The sequence below is a fragment of the Desulfotomaculum copahuensis genome (assembly GCF_001655685.1).
Taxonomy (GTDB): domain Bacteria; phylum Bacillota; class Desulfotomaculia; order Desulfotomaculales; family Desulfovirgulaceae; genus Desulfotomaculum_G; species Desulfotomaculum_G copahuensis.
This window is the reverse complement of sequence record NZ_LYVF01000062.1, coordinates 25,656-39,861: the sequence shown is the minus strand read 5'-3', so window position 1 is coordinate 39,861 and position 14,206 is coordinate 25,656. Positions and strand designations below refer to the sequence as shown.

At 59.9% G+C, this 14,206-nt stretch carries 12 protein-coding genes; 4 read left to right on the top strand and 8 right to left on the bottom strand.

Features of this window, described 5'->3' with window-relative positions:
* Nucleotides 1-163: 163 nt before the first annotated feature.
* Entirely contained in the window at nt 164-1,621 is a 1,458-nt protein-coding gene (locus A6M21_RS05070; protein ID WP_242868769.1) for an MFS transporter, read from the top strand.
* Nucleotides 1,622-1,643: 22 nt separating this feature from the next.
* Here the strand turns inward: A6M21_RS05070 and A6M21_RS05065 are convergent, their stop codons facing one another.
* The 8 genes from A6M21_RS05065 to A6M21_RS05030 form a co-directional block, all read right to left on the bottom strand.
* Nucleotides 1,644-2,048, bottom strand: a complete 405-nt coding sequence (locus tag A6M21_RS05065) for a Fur family transcriptional regulator (protein WP_066666796.1) — start codon at nt 2,046-2,048, stop codon at nt 1,644-1,646.
* Between the two features lie 391 nt (nt 2,049-2,439).
* Nucleotides 2,440-4,182, bottom strand: coding sequence for a sigma-54 interaction domain-containing protein (locus A6M21_RS05060; protein ID WP_066666795.1), 1,743 nt, complete (start codon nt 4,180-4,182; stop codon nt 2,440-2,442).
* Nucleotides 4,183-4,259: 77 nt separating this feature from the next.
* Nucleotides 4,260-5,663: a VWA domain-containing protein gene (locus A6M21_RS05055; RefSeq protein ID WP_066666794.1), complete on the bottom strand. Its 1,404-nt coding sequence runs from the start codon at nt 5,661-5,663 to the stop codon at nt 4,260-4,262.
* A 12-nt stretch (nt 5,664-5,675) separates the two neighbouring features.
* On the bottom strand, nt 5,676-6,611 hold the full coding sequence (locus A6M21_RS05050) for an AAA family ATPase (RefSeq protein WP_066666884.1): 936 nt from the start codon (nt 6,609-6,611) through the stop codon (nt 5,676-5,678).
* Nucleotides 6,612-6,715: 104 nt separating this feature from the next.
* Nucleotides 6,716-7,174 carry a tRNA (uridine(34)/cytosine(34)/5-carboxymethylaminomethyluridine(34)-2'-O)-methyltransferase TrmL gene (gene trmL, locus A6M21_RS05045; protein ID WP_066666793.1) on the bottom strand — a complete coding sequence of 153 codons (459 nt, stop codon included), beginning with the start codon at nt 7,172-7,174 and terminating at the stop codon, nt 6,716-6,718.
* Between the two features lie 95 nt (nt 7,175-7,269).
* Nucleotides 7,270-8,100 carry an endonuclease III gene (nth, locus tag A6M21_RS05040; protein ID WP_345788082.1) on the bottom strand — a complete coding sequence of 277 codons (831 nt, stop codon included), beginning with the start codon at nt 8,098-8,100 and terminating at the stop codon, nt 7,270-7,272.
* The gene (locus A6M21_RS05035) at nt 8,097-8,537 is read right to left on the bottom strand and encodes a CoA-binding protein (protein WP_066666792.1); all 441 of its coding nucleotides are present in this window, start codon (nt 8,535-8,537) and stop codon (nt 8,097-8,099) included. Before A6M21_RS05035 ends, nth begins: the two co-directional genes overlap by 4 nt.
* A 114-nt stretch (nt 8,538-8,651) precedes the next feature.
* Nucleotides 8,652-10,619 (bottom strand): glycoside hydrolase family 15 protein, encoded by a 1,968-nt coding sequence (locus A6M21_RS05030; protein WP_066666791.1) that lies wholly within the window; start codon nt 10,617-10,619, stop codon nt 8,652-8,654.
* Between the two features lie 147 nt (nt 10,620-10,766).
* Between A6M21_RS05030 and A6M21_RS05025 the strand changes: the two genes are divergently transcribed.
* From A6M21_RS05025 to A6M21_RS05015, 3 genes are all read left to right on the top strand, one after another.
* Nucleotides 10,767-11,492, top strand: a complete 726-nt coding sequence (locus tag A6M21_RS05025) for a DUF4912 domain-containing protein (protein WP_066666790.1) — start codon at nt 10,767-10,769, stop codon at nt 11,490-11,492.
* A 124-nt stretch (nt 11,493-11,616) separates the two neighbouring features.
* Nucleotides 11,617-13,224, top strand: coding sequence for a glycoside hydrolase family 57 protein (locus A6M21_RS05020; RefSeq protein WP_066666882.1), 1,608 nt, complete (start codon nt 11,617-11,619; stop codon nt 13,222-13,224).
* A 317-nt stretch (nt 13,225-13,541) separates the two neighbouring features.
* Nucleotides 13,542-14,162, top strand: coding sequence for an acetate uptake transporter family protein (locus A6M21_RS05015; protein WP_078060413.1), 621 nt, complete (start codon nt 13,542-13,544; stop codon nt 14,160-14,162).
* The last annotated feature ends 44 nt before the right edge of the window (nt 14,163-14,206 follow it).

Here is a 14,206-nt window from a genome sequence, read left to right as displayed (position 1 = left end):
ACACCGGAACAATCTTCCGGCTGTCCTGTACATTCGTTTTCAGTCATTCGTTTTGCGGGGGGCAAAATCCTGCCGCCGGAAATTTTCTTTGTGCGGCAGGATTTTTTGATCCACATACCTAATTCTTAAACCGTTTAACTTTTATGTGGGAGAGAAGCCGGCCTTGAAAATTCCTAACGTTTCAGAAGAAAGTTACAAATGGTGGGTGCTGGCGTCCATTGCCCTGGGCACATTCATGGGTCCGCTGGACGGCAGCATCGTCAATATCGCCCTGCCCAGCATCAGCAGTTACTTTCATACCTCCCTGGCCATGGTGGAATGGGTGGTCATGTCCTACTTGCTGATGATCTCCAGCCTGCTGCTCACTTATGGCCGGCTGGGCGACATGTACGGGCACAAGCCGATCTACCTGGGCGGATTTGTGATCTTCACCCTGGGCTCGGCCCTGTGCGGTTTTTCCCCGGGAATCGGCTTTTTAATCGGCGCCCGGGTGCTGCAGGCGGTCGGCGCCGGCATGATGATGGCCATCGGTCCGGCCATCGTCACCAGCACCTTCCCACCCCACCTGCGCGGCCGCGCGCTCGGCATGAACGGCTCGGTGGTGGCTTCGGCGCTGGCCTTCGGTCCCGCCATCGGCGGGCTTTTGCTCAGCCAGTTCGGCTGGCGGTCCATTTTTTTCGTCAACCTGCCCATCGGCATCATCGGCACCCTCTGGGCGGTGCGCATCCTGCGCCGGGATGAACGGCTGGTCCGGCACCGCTTTGATATTCCGGGGGCGGTGACCATTTTCGCCGGGCTGATGTTTCTGCTGCTGTCTTTGAGCCATGGCGGGGAGTGGGGGTGGTCGTCGCCGGCTGTTCTCTTTTCCCTGGCCGCGGCGGTGGTGTTTCTGGGCCTGTTTATCTACCTGGAACTGCGCAGTCCGGAGCCGATGATGGACCTGCGCCTTTTCCGTATACGCCTGTTTGCCGCCGCCAACGCCACATCTTTATTAAACTTTATGGCCCAGTTTTCGATTACCTTTTTGCTTCCTTTTTACCTGGAGCAGGTGCGGCACCTGAATCCCGCCCATGCCGGGCTGGTGCTTTCCGCTCCGCCGTTTTTGATTCTTTTTGTCGCTCCCTTGAGCGGCGCGCTGAGCGACCGCATCGGTTCCCGCCTGCTCAGTTCCCTGGGCATGGCCATCACCGCCGCCGGCATGTTCTGGCTGAGCCGGGTGGGGGTGGCCACCCCCTATGCGGTGATTGTCGCCGGCATGGCTGTTTTCGGCCTGGGCACCGGCCTGTTTCAGGCGCCCAACAACAGCGCGATCATGGGCAGTGTACCGCGCCAACGCCTGGGCACCGCTTCCGGCACCCTGGCCAGCATGCGCAACATCGGCATGGTGCTGGGGATTGCCTTGAGCGGCGCCGTGTTCAGCGGACGCCTGCCCGTGCACGACGCCGTACTGCGCGCGCTCGGCCGTCACGGCGCCGCCCTGCAGGCACAGGCCTTTACCATGTCCATGCAGGACGCCTATCTGGTCGGGGCCTCCCTGGCCGCCCTGGGCGTGCTCACTTCCCTGGTGCGGGGAAGGGCCGCCGCCCCGGCTCCCCGCCCGGATACGGGCGACAAAAAATAAAGGGGCGGTTTCCGTCAGGAAACTACCCCGTTTCATTTTTCCGTTCCCGGCAGTCCCGGCAGCGGCCGTAAAACTCCAGGCGGTAATATTTTACGCACAGGCCGGTTTGTCCGGCCACCCGTTCCTCCAGACCCTCCAGGAGCGGCATATTCAGGTCGAAAACCCGCTTGCATTCCTCGCAGACAAAATGGTAGTGGTTGCGCGGGTTGCCGTCGAAGCGGCTGAAAGTACTGCCGTAGTTGAGCTCCAAAATCTCCCCGGCCTCTTTCAAATTGCTCAGGTTGCGGTAAATGGTGCCCAGGCTGATGTCCGGGATTTTTTTACGTGCCTGCTCGTAGACCCAGTCCGCCGTCGGGTGGCAGGTCGTGCTGCGCAGGATCTCCAGCACCAATTTTTTTTGCCTGGTCATACGTGTAACTTTTCCCATCCTCCACTCCACTTCCAATCTACCTAACGATAATAAATCTCTTTATCTGTAAATTTATATTAACCTATTTATATCACTATGTCAATATCCCCGTGGAAAATTACCGGCGGCAATTGCCGCCGACGCTGAGCCTGCTTTCAAACAAGGCCGCCTTGTATCCGTCTTCGGCCGGGCCGCGGGCGGCCATAAACAACGGCGCACCCGCAAAAGACAGGGTACGCCGCACGACTGGCGGTGAAGCCGTCTATCCCTTCGCGGGCATTACCCCGGGCAGGTTTGGCGGGTCAGGTGCTTGCAGCCCTTTCTCAGCCCCTTGCAGCAACTCCCCGTTGTGAGACTTACGTTTTTCGTCATTGCGGGATGCCGCCGCTGTTGCGCCGTCCCCCGCCCCTTACAACTGTATGCCGTATTGTTTCATTTTCTTGTAAAGCCAGGCCCGGGAGATGCCCAGCGCCCGCGCGGCCTGCATCTTGTTGCCGCCGGAGGTGGCCAGGGCTTCGATCAGGGCCTCTTTTTCCACTTCCTCCAGCAGTGCGGGCAGTGTCCTGTCCGCCACCGGCCGCCTGACCTCCCGGTGCAACTTGAGCAGGTACTGCGGCAGGTGGCCCGTCTGGATCGTTTCCCCCTCCACCAGGTTGAACGCCCGTTCAATGACGTTTTCCAATTCCCGCACGTTGCCCGGCCAATTGTATTCCTGCAGCAGCGACCACACCTCGGGGGACAGGTCCCGGATGGACAGGCCGAACTCCAGATTGAACTTGTCAATAAAGTGATGCGCCAGCCCGTGCAAATCCGGCAGCCGCTCCCGCAGCGGGGGGATGTGCAGTGAAATCACATTCAGACGGTAATAAAGGTCTTCCCGGAACTGGCCCTGACGAATCAGTCCCTCAATATCACGGTTGGTGGCCGCCACCACCCGGACGTCGACCTGACGCGTCCGGTTGTCCCCCAGCCGTTCAATTTCCCGGTCCTGCAAAACACGCAGCAACTTGGCCTGCATGGCCAGGGGCATATCCCCGATTTCGTCCAGAAAGATGGTGCCCCCGTTGGCCTGTTCGAACTTACCGGTCTGGCCGCCTTTGCGCGCACCGGTAAAGGCTCCCTCCTGGTAGCCGAAAAGCTCGGACTCCAGCAGGTTTTCCGGCACGGCGGCGCAGTTCACCTTGACAAACGGCCCGTTACGGCGGGGAGATACGGTATGCAGGGCGTGGGCGACCAGTTCCTTGCCCGTGCCGCTTTCACCGCGGATGAGCACGGTGGACGGCCTTTGGGCCACCCGCCGGATCGTTTCCTTCAGCCTCGACATGGACGGGCAGGAGCCGATGATGTCGTTGACCTGGAAGCGCGCCCCCGGTACCCGCTCCGTCTCTTTGCGCTGCGCGCCCTGCTCCCGGCGCAGCGCGTTGAGTTTTCCGGCCAGGGCAATCAGCTGTTCGACATCGTTGAACATGACCTTGCTTACCGCGCCGGCGATTTTCCCCTGCTGGTAGATCGGGTAGCGCATGACCACCGTGTCCCGGCCGTTGATGCGCGCCACCTCGCCGATCTGCGTCTTGCTGTTGCGCGGAATCAATTGCAAGCCGGTATCGGGAGCTATTTCAGTCACATGCCGGCCGGTCGCCTCCGCCACGGTGACGCCCAGCAGCCCGGCCATGGCCTCATTGATCAGGATCACCCGGCCTTCATTGTTTATGGCCAGATAGCCGTCCCGCGCGCTGTCGAAAATTGTCTCCAGGGTGCCCCGGATGCGGTTTGTTTCTTCCAGTTCTTCAGCCAGATATTGCAGCTCGGTAACTTCCTGGGCCACGCCGATGGCGCCCACAATGGCGCCGTTTTGGATCACCGGCGTCCGGTTGACCACCCAGAGGGCGTTGCCGGCCACAAATTTACGTCCGATGTGGGGCTTGCCTGTTTTCAACACTTTGAGCAGGCCGGTGCCCGGGAGCACCTCGCTGATCAGGTGTCCCAGCGCCTTTTCCGCCGGAATGTTGAAAACCCGTTCGGAAGTGGGGTTGAAGATGGTGATCCGCCCTTGATAATCGATGGCCATGACGATATTGTGTACGGAATTGAAGATAGCCTGTTCATCTTGTAAAAAGCTGGTGCTTTCCAGGTAATTTTTGTTCAGGACCATACAGCTCACCCCCTTTTTTACAGGAAACGTCCGTTTTTAAGACTGTATTCCACACCGGGCGGGCAAAATCCTGCCGGTTAGATTTTTTTCAACTGCCGGCGCAGGATGTCCTCCAGGTGGGCCGGGGTATAGCATTCAAACATGCCGGCCTGTTCCCGGAACGCCGCCAACCCGGGCAGGTGCTGCCATTCCCGCTCCGGTACGGGATTCAGCCAGATGATTTCCCGGGCCTGCCGGCGCACCACGGCCAGCAGCCCGGCCGCCTTTTCCGGGGCGATGGTCTTGGCGTCACTGACGATTAGCACATGGGTGTCACTTTTCAGCAGCGGCCGGTAGAGGCGTTCAAAAGTCTGCAGCGCGGCGCCCAGGTTGGTGGTCTGGCCCCATTGGCGGCTCTCGTTGATTAATCCGGTCATGGTTTCCGTAAAATTGCGTCCGTGTTTGAAAAAAGGAGTGATCCGCTCCAGATCCTCGGAAAAAACAAAACTTTCGATTTCCTGCACGGCGCTGGACAGGCCGTAAACAAACTGCAGTACAAAGCGGGCATAGCGGGCCATGGAAGCTGATACATCGCAGATCAACAGCAGCCGGGGCTTGTGCGCGCGCCGGGCGCGGTAGGAAAGCTCCAGGGGTGTGCCGCCGTAACGTAAATTACGCCGGATGGTGCGCCGGATGTCCACCTGCCGGTGCAGTCTGCTGCGCCGGTAACGCCGGGAGAGACGGCTGGCCAGTTGGGCGGACAGTCGCTGAATCAAGGCGGTCATCCGGTCCACATCCCGGCCGGTGATATTCTGCATGTCCGCATGCATAATTTGTTCGTCCGGATCCCGGTAGAAGTCGGCGGCCACCCCGGCAATCACTGCGTCCAGATCCTCCCGGCCGGTATGGACCGCGTCCGGCGGCTGGTTTTCCACCCGGTTTTTCATCAGGTAATAGCGCCAGTAGTTTAAAGACGACTGAATCACCTGCGCGATCAGGTCGTGGGGATCGTTGACCGGATTGCCGCGCATCCGGCCCATGATTTCCTTGAAACGGCGCCGCTGTTCAGAGGGCAGCCGGGCAAAGGTGGCCACCTGCTCGCCGGTGAACTGGTAATCCGGGTGCCACTGGCGTACCGCTTCCTGCAGTTCCGCCGCCGCCTGCTGCTGTTGTATTGCCTGTTCCTCCTCCCATTGCCGGCGTAATTGCTGCCGCCGCCTTTTTTCCTCCGGGGTGACAAAGAAACGGTCAAAAGCCAGTCCGAAAAGGGCGCGGCCGGCCCGGTCCTTGACCAGCACTGCCTGCAGGGCGGCCTTGACCCGCTCTTTCTGCATCAGGTCCACCGCCGTCAGGGCTTGGTAGGCGTCCAACGCTTCGGCGACGCTCACCCGCAAGCCCAGGTGGCGCAGAACATGAATGAACCCGGCCAGATTGTGGTGCAGGGAATTCATGCCTTCCGCTTCCACCCGGGCGACCACTCTGGTTACCCGGTCCACTTCCATGCCTTCACCCCGCTATGCGCCGTGCCGGCCGCAGGCGCACCGGGAGGCGGCGTCCCCGCCGGGCCCGGCCTCCCTGCTCCGGGAGAGCAGCTGTTCCAAACCGGGTTCGGTTCTGACAGCCTGCTGATCGTCACGGTTCTTGAGCAGCAGGTTCAGAGTCCGGTCCATGTTTTGCGGGGTCAGGGCGCCGGCGTGCAGCGCTACCAGCGCCCGCGCCCAGTCCAGGGTTTCAGCGATGGACGGCTGTTTTTTCAAATCCAGGTTGGCCCGGATGTAGTGCACCGCCCGGGCCACTTCCCGGACCAGCGTCTCTCCGGCCTCCGGTACTTTTACCTGCAGGATGCGCACTTCCTTTTCCACTCCGGGATAGTCGATATACAAATAGACGCAGCGGCGCTTCAGGCCGTCGGAAAGCTCCCGGTCGCCGTTGCTGGTGAGTACCACCACCGGAATGTGCACCGCCTTCAGTGTGCCCAGTTCGGGAATGGAAACCTGAAAGTCGGATAACAATTCAAACAGGAAAGCTTCAAACTCCGGATCGGTCTTGTCTATTTCGTCAATCAACAGCACCACCTGCCGGCCGGCCCGGATCGCTTTGAGCAGCGGGCGTTCCAACAAGTATTCCGGGTCGAACAGGCTCTTTTCCAGTTCCGCGTCATTGCAACTGTTCCGGGCAATCTGTATTTTTAACAACTGCCGCTGGTAATTCCATTCATAGAGGGCGCGGTTTTCGTCCAAACCCTCGTAACACTGCAGGCGCACCAGGTCCGTTTGCAGCACCCGGGCCAGCGCCTTGGCCACCTCGGTTTTGCCCACTCCCGGCGCTCCCTCGACCAGCAGGGGGCGGCCAAGCTTCAAGGCCAGATATACGGTCACCACCAGTTCCTCGTCACAGATGTAGTCCGCCAGCTCCAGGGAACGGTGCAGTTGCTCTATGGTCAGGTTCATGCGGCCCCGTCCTTTCCTTGCCACAATTCTATAAACAAAATATTCGCGCTGTTTGTCGCTCATCCTGCCATTCGTATTTTTTTAAAATTGTTATGTTCTGGATTTTAGCACAGCCCGGGGAAATTCTGCTGGCGCAGCGCCTCGTACAACACCAGGGCCACTGAATTGGCCAGGTTCAGGGAGCGGGCGTCCGCGGCCATCGGGATGCGGAAGCAGCACGCGCGGTTGGCCCGGATCAGCGCTGCCGGCAGGCCCTGCGTTTCCTTGCCGAACACCAGAAAGTCCTCCGGACCGTAGCGTATTCCCGTGTAGCACTTTTCCCCCCGGGTGCTCAGAAAGTAAAAATGATGACCTGGATAAAGCCGCCTTACTTCCAGAAAGGAATCATGGTAATGGATTTCCACCAGATACCAGTAATCCAGGCCGGCCCGCTTCAAATACTTGTCATCGGTGGAAAATCCCAGCGGACGCACCAGGTGCAGGATGCTGCCCGTGGCGGCGCAGGTGCGTACAATATTGCCCGTATTGGCGGGAATTTCCGGTTCAACCAGGACGATGTGCAAAACTGTTCCCTTCCTGACCTGTTGGTTTGCGGCCGGGCGGCGTCAGGACGTGTAAAACGGTCCGGCCAACCGCGGCCGCCGGCCTGCCGGCATTGCTACCCGGACGGCGCGGCGTCCCGGGAAGGACAGAGCGCCGCCAGAGGGCAAACCGCACAGCGGGGGCGGCGGGCGCGGCAGATCTGGCGGCCGTGTGCAATCAGGCGGTGATGGGCGTCACGGCGCTGCGCCTCCGGAATCAACTTGAGCAGATCCGCCTCCGTCCGTTCCGGCGTGCGGGCACTGGACAGGCCCAGGCGGTGGCTGACCCGGAAAACATGGGTGTCCACCGGCAGCGCCGGCCGGCCGAAGGCTACGTTGAGCACCACGTTGGCCGTTTTGCGTCCCACCCCGGGCAGCCGTTCCAGTTCCTCCCGGGTTGACGGCACCGCCCCGGCGTATTTGTCAACCAGCATCCGGCTGGCGGCAATGATATTTTTGCTTTTGTTGTGGTACAGGCCGCAGCCCTTGATTTTTTCAGCCAACTCCTCCGGCGTCAGCCGGGCGAAGTCGGCCGGGGTGCGGTAGCGTTGAAAAAGGCCGGCGGTTATTATATTCACCTGCCGGTCGGTGCTTTGCGCCGAGAGCATGGCGGCCACCAGCAGTTGAAACGGACTGGCGAAATGCAGCGCCGTATCCGCTTCCGGGTAGGTGCGGGCCAGCACGGCCAGAATTTTTCGGGCGCGCCCGGCCGTATCTGCCGTGCTTTCCGGCCCCGGAACAAGAACGTTTCCGGAAACCGGCCGGGCCGGAAGAGCGGCCGCGGCACCCGGTTCCCGGTCCGGAAAGGCGGCGGTCCCGGCGTCCGGCCGCCCCGGCGGCATAGCTTCCCCGGCTGTTTCCCGGCGCCGTTTCCCTCCGGCCGCCGGAACCCGGCGGACTGTTTTCACGTCCGCTCCCCGCCGGGCGCGCCGCCGAGCAGGCGCCCGTGTTCCACTTTGATACAGCGGTCCATGACCACTGTCACTCCCCGGGATACGGCCGCCTTCGCCGCCTCTTCATTGACCACGCCCAGCTGCATCCAGATCGCCTCCGGCGGGGTGTTGGCCAGGGCGGCGTCCACCACTCCCGGCACTTCCTCGCTGCGCCGGAAGATGTTTACAATATCCACCGGTACCGGCACGGAGGCCAGATCCGGGTATGCGGCCTCGCCCAACACCTCCTTGAGCACAGGATTGACGGGAATGATGCGGTAGCCCTGCTCCTGCAGGTATTTGGCCACGCGGTGGCTGTCCCGCTGCGGCTTGTCGGACAGTCCGACCACGGCAATGGTACGGGCAGTGGAAAGAAGCGATTTGAGCGCTTTGTCTTCCGGGTTGTTGAACAAGGTCCTACCTCCTGGAAATGGCTTTATACCCATCTTAACATTCCCGGCGCCGGAAGAAAAGGGGAAAAGCAATTTTTCCCCTGCGCGCAATTTACCGGACGGCCCGCCCGGCGGCTAATGGGCGGTCAGGCGGGTGTATTTTTCAATATATTTCAATACTGCCAGAATATAGGTGGCGTGGGACCAGGTAAGCGGGGATACGGACAGGGGTTCGCCGGTATAGGGGTGCAGCTGTTCGGCCAGCATGCCCCCGGCGGTCCGGTGCAGCGCCGCCCACTCCAGCAGCACGCGCGCCGGAGCAAGTCCGGACGGGTTCCGTGCCGCTTCGGCATACCACTCGGCCATCCAGAGGGTGCAGATAAACCAGGGGTTGCCCGGCACATTTTGCACATCGGCGCTGCGGCGGAAGTAATAATCCCCGGTGTAGCGGGCGATGCCGCCGATCTCCGTACGTACCCGCAGCCCTTCCCGGATTGCGCGCATGGTGCCGGCCACCCGGGGATGGGCGGCCGGCAGCGCGCCGAAGCCGAAGACACCGTAAACACTGCTTTCCAGAGTAAAGTCCTTTTCCGGTTCACCCCGGGGAACATGGATGATGCCCCGGATAAAACGCCCCAGTTCATAACTGTACAGATATTTAAGCAGGCCGGCGCGTACCTGCCGGGCCGCCTCCCGCCATTGCGCCGCGTTTGTGCTGTCTCCGACCAGTGCGGCGCAATCCGCCGCCGCCGCCAAACCGGCGTAAACAGCGGCGGCGGTAAAAGTGAACACCCCCCGTCTTTCCTCCCAGAGGTCGTAGCTGTCCAGCGGCAGCCCGGTGGACGGATCCCGGTAACGGGTTAAAAAGCCGGCCGCCGGTTTAATCAAAGCGGGGTATAAATCCTTAATCAATTCAAAATCACGGAACCGCCCGAAATAATGTCCGAGCGCCCAAAGCACCAGGGCGGTTTCGTCCTCTTGAATGGGCAGCTGCAGTTGTCCGGCCCGGATCCAGGGGTGCCAGTTTGAGCCCACCGAGCCGTCGGCGTTGTATTTGGGCCAGAAAAAACCTTCCGGGGTGATGATCTCCCGGCAAAAAGAATAAAACGGCCGGCTCACTTCCGGATAACCGGCCCGTTCCAGCGCGTGTGCGACCAGCGCCCCGTCCCGCGGCCAGAGATAGGAGTAGTTGTCCCGGTTGGTGGCCATGATATCCGTATCGTTGGCCGCCAGGATGGCCCCCCGTTGATCGCACTGCGTCCTGACCACCAGCAGGCTGGTTTTGAACAGTTCCACCGCCGTTTCATCCAGGCCGGCGAAGAAGCGCGGAATTTTATCCACCCAATGGCGCCAGTAGCTTTCCACCTCGGCCAGCAGTGCGTCCACACCCTGTTCCCGCACAAAGCTGTTTGCCTGCTTGACGTCTTCAAAGCTGTCCCCGGCTGCAATCCAGTAATACAGCACGGATTCCCCCCCCGCTCCGGGGCGTACGCGCAGGCTGGCCGTGCTGTCCACCGATCCCTGGGCCACCGGGTGATTGACCAGGTTTCCGTCTTCCGCGTCCCGCCAGGTGCCTTCCTGGTCGGCGAAGCGTTTGATGCCGGTGGTGAACTGGAAAAATCCCGCCTCTTCCGCCCGCCCGTTAAATAAAAAATAGTAATGGCGCTTGTAGTGGATCAGCGCGCCCGTATCCGGGTCGTACAGGGCCGTATCCCCCACGTCGGAACCGCCCAGGGAAAAGTCGTGATGAAAGAACAGGCGTACTTCCCGGCTGGTGCTGTGCATGTTTTGCAGGCGGATTTTTTTGATGTACAGGTCACGGGCATAATGAACCGCACCGTTGATCTCCAGCTTGATACCCAAACAGGGATTCACCGCCTCGATCCGGCTGACCAGGCTGGCCGGCCGGTAGCCGTTTGTAATCTGCCACTCCCCGCCGTCCAGCCAGGAAAAACAGCCGTCAACCCACACGCCGAGGCTGCTTTTGTGGCCGCAGATATGGTTTTCCATCCCGACATAGGGATAATACAAATCCCTCATATTCACGCTTTGATCAAAATTAATCAGCATTTTGCCGTTTCCAAGCACAATTTCCCTGGGCAACTTGATTCCTCCAGGCCAAGGTTATTTTTTGTTTAATAAAAGATTCGCCCGACGGGCAATAATAAGCCTGTCTACGATATATAAAGCATTATGCCTCCATTGTGCGATTGTTATTAGACAGAACTCAGTTTTAAAGGAGGGCAACTTATGACCATTTCATTGTCCTTGTTTTTGGGAGCTGTGCTGGCAGCGGCACTGCTGGTCATTTTTTTACGGCCTTTCAGGCGTCCGGCCGGCATGGCAAAGACCGCCGGCCCGGCGTTTAATGAAGAAATGGCCGCCGAACTGGCCGTCCCGCCCCCGCCGCCGGCCAAAAAACCGGCTGTTCCGGCATTGGAGCTGCCTGCCGCCTACGGACTGGACAGGCTGGTTTTACTGGTCAGGGATCCCTACTGGCTTTACGCCTATTGGGAAATAACAGCCACCAAACAGGAAGAGTTTGATCGTACTTACGGCGTCAGTGCCTGGCAGGCCACCCGTCCGGTGCTCAGGGTTTATGATGTGACGGGAATTGAGTTCAACGGTCAAAACGCCAACAGCTATATTGACATCAACATAAATGAACAGGCGGACAACTGGCATATTCCGGCCGGCCGGCCCAACCGCTCCTTCTGCCTGGATCTGGGACGCCGGTTTCCGGACGGCCGTTTTGTCACCCTGCTTCGCTCAAACTTGGTGACCACACCCCGTGATGATCTGTCCGAGTGCCTGGATGAGCAGTGGATGTGGATCGAGGGCCTGTACCGCACTTACCGCCCGCAGTATGGCATCAGCTCCCCCCTGATTCTGGAGGAAATGGGCGCCGGCGCCGGAGTGCTGCCCCTGGGCATCAGTTCGCCCGGCTGGCGGGGCGCTGATCAGGATATAAATTGAAGAAAGACCGCCCGGCAGAGGCGCCGCCGGACCTGGGCACCGGGGGCGGTATACGGCCGCCGGTCCTTTTCAATTGCCCGCCCGTTTAAAAAAATCAGGACATTATACGATGGGAGTGTTTCATTTGGCCCGCGGCTATCTGGCTCTCGTACTGCACGCCCACCTGCCCTATGTGCGGCATCCGGAGCATGAGCATTTTTTGGAAGAAAGATGGTTTTATGAAGCCGTCACCGAGACTTACATCCCCCTGCTGCAGGTTTTTGAACGGCTGGAACGGGACGGTGTGCCCTTCCGCCTGACTGTTTCCCTCTCGCCCCCCCTGGTGTCCATGTTTACCGATCCCCTGCTCCAGGAGCGTTACACCAAACATCTGGACCGGTTGATCGAGTTGAGCAACCGGGAAGCGGAGCGTACCCGGGGCACGCCTTTTCACGACACGGCGCTGATGTATCAACACAATTTTCACGCGGCGCGGCGCACCTGGCACGATACTTACGGACGCAATCTGGCGCGCGGATTCAGACGGTTTCAGGACGCCGGCCGGCTGGAACTCACCACCTGCGCGGCCACTCACGGCTTCCTGCCCCTTTTGATGGTCAACCCGGAAGCGGTGCGGGCGCAGGTTGCCGTGGCGGTGGATTTGCACCGCCGGCATTTCGGCGTGGCGCCGCGGGGCATCTGGCTGCCCGAATGCGCTTACGCCCCGGGCGTTGATCAGATTCTGAATGAATTCGGCATCAAGTTTTTCTTCACCGACACCCACGGTGTGCTTTACGCCTCCCACCGTCCCCGTTACGGTGTTTTCGCCCCGCTCTACTGCCCCTCGGGGGTGGCCGTGTTCGGACGGGACACCGAATCTTCCCGGCAGGTGTGGAGCGCCAAGGAGGGCTATCCCGGCGACTTCGACTACCGGGAATTCTACCGGGACATCGGCTTTGATCTGGACTTCGGCTATATCAAGCCGTACATTCATCCCGACGGCATCCGCCTGCACACGGGAATAAAATATTACCGCATCACCGGTACCGGCGACCACAAGGAACCCTACGTGCCGGCCCGGGCGGTGGAGAAGGCGGCAATACACGCGGCCAACTTCATGTTCAACCGGCAGCTCCAGGTGGATTACCTGAGCGGGATCATGGACCGGCCGCCGGTCATCGTCGCCCCGTACGACGCCGAGCTTTTCGGCCACTGGTGGTTTGAGGGACCGCAATGGCTGGAGTTTTTGATCCGGAAAATGCATTACGACCAGGATACGGTGGAACTGATTACCCCCGGCGACTACCTGGAGCGTTTCCGCTGCAACCAGGTGGCCGTCCCCTGCGCCTCCAGTTGGGGGAACAAGGGCTACAACGAAGTTTGGCTGTGCCGGGCCAACGACTGGATTTACCGCCACCTGCACCTGGCCGCCGCGCGCATGACCGGGCTGGCAGACGATTATCCGTCGGCCGGCGGCCTGCTGAGGCGGGCGTTGAACCAGGCGGCCAGGGAACTGCTGCTCGCCCAGAGCAGTGACTGGGCGTTCATCATGAACACCGGCACTATGGTCGATTATGCCGTACGGCGCACCAAAAAACACTTATTGAATTTTCTCGGCCTGGAAAGACAGATCCGGGAACACCGCCTGGAAGAGGGATGGTTGGCCTGGTTGGAAGAAACAAACAATATTTTTCCGGATCTGGATTATTCCTGCTACCGCAGCAGCCGGGAAAAGGCCGCCCGGGCCGGTTAGACAATACTATACACTGTAAACCTTGATTTACAAAAGGGGACATGCCCGGAGCACGCGGGTATGTCCCCTTTTGTTTAATGACGGTGTAAGTTTTAATTTACACTGCGGAAAAAGCGGTGAGCGGAAAAGTGCACACTATTCGGGTAGAAAAAACTAATTTTTAATTTTACTGAATATTAACATGGTTCTTGCATTTACAATTCCCCGGGAACCACAAATCCGGGAAAGGGGATGATGATCAAGAACGGCTTGAATTGATCCGGGCTGAGCAACTGTTGATTGATGAAGACAAAACCAAACAAAAGGAGGCGTTATTATTGGCCAAAGGACACGATTGGGCAAATCCCGGTCCCGCCGGATTGGTCGCCCTGGCCATGGCATGCTTTGTTTTTTACGCCCTGCTGACCGGCAAAGTGACGGCGGGGGTATCGCCGCTGATGGGCATCTGGCTGCTGGGCGGTTTCGTGGTGCAGCTGTGTGTCGGACTGATTGAACTGAAAGAGGGCAACAGCACCGGCGGCAATGTGTTCACCTTTTTTTCGGCCTTTTTCATGCTGGTTACCGGTCTGGAACTGATTTTAAAATTCTTTGCCGCCACCAACGGCTGGAAAATAGACGCCCGGATCGACGGCTGGGCCTGGCTGGCCCTGGCCATCGCCCTGACCACCTGGACGCCGGCTTATTTCAAATCACCGCTGACCCTTTGCGCGGTGGTGGTCGCCCTCGACCCGGCGTTGTGGATTATTTCCCTGGCCGACATGGGGGCCATTGCCCGTACACCGGTGCCCATTGCCGGCGTATTCCTGCTCATCGCCGGCATCTTCGGCCTGTATACCGCCGCCGGCGTGATCTTGAACACGGAATTCGGACGCACCATCCTGCCTTTGGGCGCGCCGCTGATCAAACCGGCGCCGCCGTCCACCACGGCGTCCCATTAACATAAAAACAGCCGCTCTTGAAGGTGGTGCCCGGACCGGCGGAG